At 69.2% G+C, this 4601-nt stretch carries 4 protein-coding genes, 1 tRNA gene and 1 pseudogene; 4 read left to right on the top strand and 2 right to left on the bottom strand.

Annotated features, from left to right (window positions below; translation table 11 throughout):
- Together FV228_RS20935 and FV228_RS20930 are read left to right on the top strand one after the other, a co-directional pair.
- Positions 1-1524, top strand: a 1524-nt coding sequence (locus tag FV228_RS20935) for an ATP-binding protein (RefSeq protein ID WP_147856377.1), incomplete at its 5' end; no start/stop codon positions are given.
- A 10-nt stretch (positions 1525-1534) separates the two neighbouring features.
- Positions 1535-2263 carry a response regulator transcription factor gene (locus FV228_RS20930; protein ID WP_147856376.1) on the top strand — a complete coding sequence of 243 codons (729 nt, stop codon included), beginning with the start codon at positions 1535-1537 and terminating at the stop codon, positions 2261-2263.
- A 19-nt stretch (positions 2264-2282) separates the two neighbouring features.
- Here the strand turns inward: FV228_RS20930 and FV228_RS20925 are convergent, their stop codons facing one another.
- Together FV228_RS20925 and FV228_RS20920 are read right to left on the bottom strand one after the other, a co-directional pair.
- Positions 2283-2501, bottom strand: coding sequence for a hypothetical protein (locus tag FV228_RS20925; RefSeq protein WP_147856375.1), 219 nt, complete (start codon positions 2499-2501; stop codon positions 2283-2285).
- A gap of 675 nt (positions 2502-3176) precedes the next feature.
- Positions 3177-3252 (bottom strand) — tRNA-Asn (locus tag FV228_RS20920).
- A gap of 406 nt (positions 3253-3658) precedes the next feature.
- On the opposite strand from FV228_RS20920, the gene FV228_RS33285 reads away from it, so the two are divergent.
- Together FV228_RS33285 and FV228_RS20915 are read left to right on the top strand one after the other, a co-directional pair.
- The gene (locus FV228_RS33285) at positions 3659-3805 is read left to right on the top strand and encodes a hypothetical protein (protein WP_187277841.1); all 147 of its coding nucleotides are present in this window, start codon (positions 3659-3661) and stop codon (positions 3803-3805) included.
- 255 nt (positions 3806-4060) lie between these two features.
- Positions 4061-4601, top strand: a pseudogene (locus FV228_RS20915) (chemotaxis protein); the annotation flags it as partial.

The raw sequence follows: 4601 nt of genomic DNA, 5'->3' as shown, positions 1-4601 counted from the left end.
ACCCCGGCCGCGGCCTTCGAGCCCGGCCCCTACGGGATGGCGCTCCTCGCCTCCGCGGCGGCGCTCGGGGCGGCGCTCCTGCTCCAGCCCTATACCGGCATCGAGAATGCCGACCTGATGCTGCTCACCGCCGTGGTCGCGGTCGCGGTTCGCTGGGGGCTCGGACCTTCGCTCGCCGCGGTGGTCTCGGCCTCGCTGGCCTACAACTTCTTCTTCCTGCCGCCGCTCTACACCTTCACCATCGCCGACCCGACCAACGTCGCGGCGTTCCTGCTGTTCACGCTGGTGGCCGTGCTGGTCTCGAACCTCGCCGCCCGGGCTCGCCGCATCGCCATGATCAGCCAGGGCCGGGCCGCGTCCACGGAGCGGTTGTTCGGGTTCTCGCGCAAGCTCGCGGGCTGCGGCACCCTGGACGACGTGCTCTGGGCCACCTGCGCGCAGGTCGCCGCCATGCTCCGGGTGCGGGTCGTCCTGCTGCTGCCGGATGGCAAGCCCGTCACCGTCCGGGCCGGCTACCCGCCCGAGGACCGGCTCGATGCCGCCGACCTCGCCGCGGCCCAGTGGGCCTTCGACAACGACCGCCCGGCCGGGCGCGGTGCCGACACCCTGCCGGGCGCCAAGCGGCTGTTCCTGCCGATGCGCACCGGGCGCGGCACCATCGGAGTGATCGGCCTCGACGCGGACGGCGCCGGCCCGATCCTGACCCCGGAGGGTCGCCGCCTGCTCGATGCGCTGGCCGACATGGGCGCGCTCGCCATCGAGCGGGTGCGGTTGGTGGAGGATCTCGACCGTGCCGAGCGCGCCGCCGAGACCGACCGCCTGCGCCAGGCGCTCCTGACCTCGATCAGCCACGACTTGCGAACCCCCCTGGCCTCCGTGCTGGGGGCGGCCAGCACGCTGCGCGACCTCGACGCCGACCTCGGCCCCGAGGCCAAGGCCGAGCTGCTCGCGACGATCATTGCGGAATCTGAGCGGCTGAACCGCTTCATCGCCAACCTGCTCGACATGACCCGCCTGGAGGCGGGCGCGGTGGCCCCGAACCTCGCCCCCCAGGACGTCGCAGAGACCGTCGACACCGCCCTGCGCCGGGTCGAGCCGGTGCTGGCCGACCACAGGGTCGTACTCGACCTGGCGCCCGATTTGCCGGTGCTCCGCTTCGATCCGGTCCTGTTCGAGCAGGTGCTGGTGAACCTGCTCGACAACGCCGCCAAGTACGCGCCGGCCGGCTCGACCGTGACCGTGCGGGCCCGCAGGGCGGGCGACCGGGTGCGGCTGGAAATCCTCGACGAGGGCGACGGCCTGCCCGAGACGGAGGTCGAGCGGGTGTTCGACAAGTTCTACCGGGTCCGCAAGAGCGACCGGGTCCGGGCCGGCACCGGGCTGGGGCTGGCCATCGCGCGCGGCTTCGTCGAGGCGATGGGCGGCACCGTCACGGCCGCCAACCGGCGCGACCGCCTCGGGGCGGTCTTCGCCGTGACGCTGCCGGTCCCGGCCCGGACCGGGCGCAAGGACATCGCCGCATGAGCCCGACCCTATGAGCCCGACCATCCTGGTCATCGACGACGAGCCGCCGATCCGGAAGCTGCTGCGCACGGGGCTGTCCACGCAGGGCTACGCGATCCTGGAGGCGCCGAACGCCGCGACCGCCCTCGACGTGCTGGGGCGCGAGCGGGTGGATCTCGTCATCCTCGATCTCGGGCTGCCCGACATGCGCGGCCACGACCTGCTGCGGGCGATCCGGGCCCGCCATCCCGCGCTGCCCGTGGTGGTGCTGTCGAGCCGCACCGACGAGGGCGGCAAGGTCGAGGCCCTCGACCTCGGCGCGGACGACTACGTGACCAAGCCGTTCGGCATGGCGGAGTTGCTGGCCCGCCTGCGCGCCGCCCTGCGCCACCAGCTCGCCGTCCAGGGTGAACGGCCGATCTTCAAGGTCGACCGGCTCACGATCGACCTCGTCCGGCGGATCGTGAAGGTCGACGAGGCCGAGGTGAAGCTCACCCCGCGCGAGTACGATTTCCTGCGCGTGCTGGTGCTGCATGCCGGCAAGGTGCTGACCCATGCGCAGCTGATGCAGGCGGTCTCGGTCTCCTCCGATCCGCAATATCTGCGCGTCTACATGCGCCAGCTCCGGCAGAAGCTGGAGGCCGACCCCGAACGCCCGCGCATCCTGTTGACCGAGACCGGCGTCGGCTACCGCCTGCGCGCGCCGGAGGACGAGCCGCCCGTCACGGAGAACGGGCGGGCGCCCACCGGCGGCGCCTGAGAACGGAGTCTCGGCCGGCTCAGAGCCGGAGCGCGATCCGCTCCGCCGAGACCTGAACGGCATCGGGGCGGTGATCGGTCTCCCCGGCCGCGTAGTCGAACGCCGCCTCCCGGCTGCGGAACAGGCCACCGGCCCGCCCGTGGATCTCGATGGCGACCCAGTGCCCCTCCGGATCCTGGCCGACGATGAACCGGGCGGTGTCCCCCGCGGGGGCGGCGACGTGGATGGTGGGCGACATCGGATGTCTGGGGTTCCCGCGATCCTCCGGGGACCGCACCGTGAAGGTGGACCCGAACGCATAAGGGTTCGAGCGGGACGCCCGGCCGATCTCATAAGCGCCTCGTTAGGATTTTCCGTCCTTTGACGGCTCACGCGTTAGCTTATGGGCCGCGAGGACAGAAATGACCTACAGTACGGGCAGTCTATTTTATAGAAAAGGCGTCCAGAACCCGCGTATACATACAATAATACGACGCATATGCCCGTTGAGAAAATGAAATTTCATGATGTGATCCGACGTGACATCACGCTGATGGTGGCGCGGCGATCGTCATGGCTCGAATGATCTCAAGTGTACTGCTTTTGGCGTCGCTGGTTTTGTTCTTCCTGTCGATCGCCAGCCGTGTTCGCGAATGCTCATCCGAATCGGGTGGGCATTCGGATGATTCCCGGTGCCGGTGATCTGCGTTGCCATTCATGCCGGGAGCTTCGGCTCCGCGTCCTGATCGCGCGCGCGACCAGCCTGCTGTTCGTGCGAGCCTGGCGTGAAATCGCGTTGTACCGGGATGACGCCGAAGTGCCGATCAGTCCGGTAACGGGGATGCAGATCCGGCGGTCACGGGGGCGCGAGCCGAAGTCCCGCGGGGACGTCGATGCGACGTCTATCGGTGTCGGATGATGCTGGGAGCGGTGATGGCTCCCCGAGCAGGACTCGAACCTGCGACAAGGCGATTAACAGTCGCCTGCTCTACCAACTGAGCTATCGGGGATCACGAGCGGGTCTCTACACACCAGGATCGCGGGACGCAAGACCCTGAATGGCGCGATCGGCACCGTTCGCCGGGGCTCACCCATTGCGCGCCCTGAGAAAGGTGGTTTGCCGGCGCTCGACCGGGCCGGCTGTGGCTTTTCTGTTACGGTTGGTTGGGGGGGCGCGGCGCCAGCCCCAGCCTGCCGCGCCAGATGCGGTGTCGCGGGGTCATCCCATCGTCACGGCGGCCGCCTAGACGGTCGGACCATCGGCACGGGCCGTCGCCAAGCGCCCCCCGACGCAGATCCCCCGCTGGTCCGAACCGCAAGGCGTCCGCGCCGTGCCGTCCGGTCATGCCGCGTTCGCCCGGACAGCCGGCCTCGGTCGCGTGCGGGCCTGCCTGCCACGTATTCGGAGTGTTCACGATGTCGCGCGATCCCGACGGCCTTCAGGCAGGCGACGCCCTCGGCCCGGAGCGTGGCAGCCGCATGCCCGACTACATCGGCGGCGCCGTGATCGGCTTCCTCATCGTCGCCGCCGCGGTGCGCGTGATCCTGGCGCACACGGTCTGATGAGGTCCGCGCACGATCCGGCGACCGGGCCGCATCGCCGGGAACAGATTTTGACGCGCGGCATCGATGGCAAGACCGAAGAGCGCTCCGGCATTTCAATGACTGTTTCTTCTCGTTTGTACTGATCGGCCCGAATATATCTCAGAATTATTGCATATCGCTTCGCGGCGTTTGCCGGCTATATTTAGTGTTGGCGCAAGCTTTGCTGTAGTACGGCCCTCCCACTCGATTCTCGCGGATAGCGGTTCTCTTCCCATGCGCATTTCCCTCGGCCTCAAGCTGGCGGCGGTCGTCGGCCTGTTGGGCTTCGTTGCGGTCGGCATCTCGGCCTTCGCCATCCGGCAATCGCTGTGGGAGCAGGAGCGCGCCGCCGCCACCGACAAGATCTGGAATGCCGGGCTGCAGGCCGGCGCCCTGGGTCAGGCGATCGAGCACGCGGTCGTGCAGGCCACCGCCCTCTACACCGCCGAGGACACCAGGGAGGCGCGCACGCGGCTGTCCGCGCTGCACGACGCCCTGGCGGCGGTGGAACAGGTCCGGGTGCCGTTCCTGGCGGCGATGGAGGATCAACTGCCGCCGGATCGGCGCCGCCGGTTCGACCTGTTCGTGAAGGAGTTCATCGCCTACCAGAACGACACCGCCGAACTCGGCCTGACGATCTCGCCCAAGGCCGCCCTGATCCAGGCCACCGACGAGTCCACGGTGAAGAACCGCGAGCACATGATCGCGGAGATCGGCCTGCTCGGACGCGAGGTGCTGGCCCGGCTCAACGAGCGGCGCGCCGCCGACGCCGCGG

The organism is Methylobacterium sp. WL18 (genome assembly GCF_008040015.1).
Taxonomy (GTDB): Bacteria; Pseudomonadota; Alphaproteobacteria; order Rhizobiales; family Beijerinckiaceae; genus Methylobacterium; species Methylobacterium mesophilicum.
The sequence above is the reverse complement of the archived record's forward strand: the minus strand, read 5'-3'. Positions and strand labels throughout refer to the sequence as shown.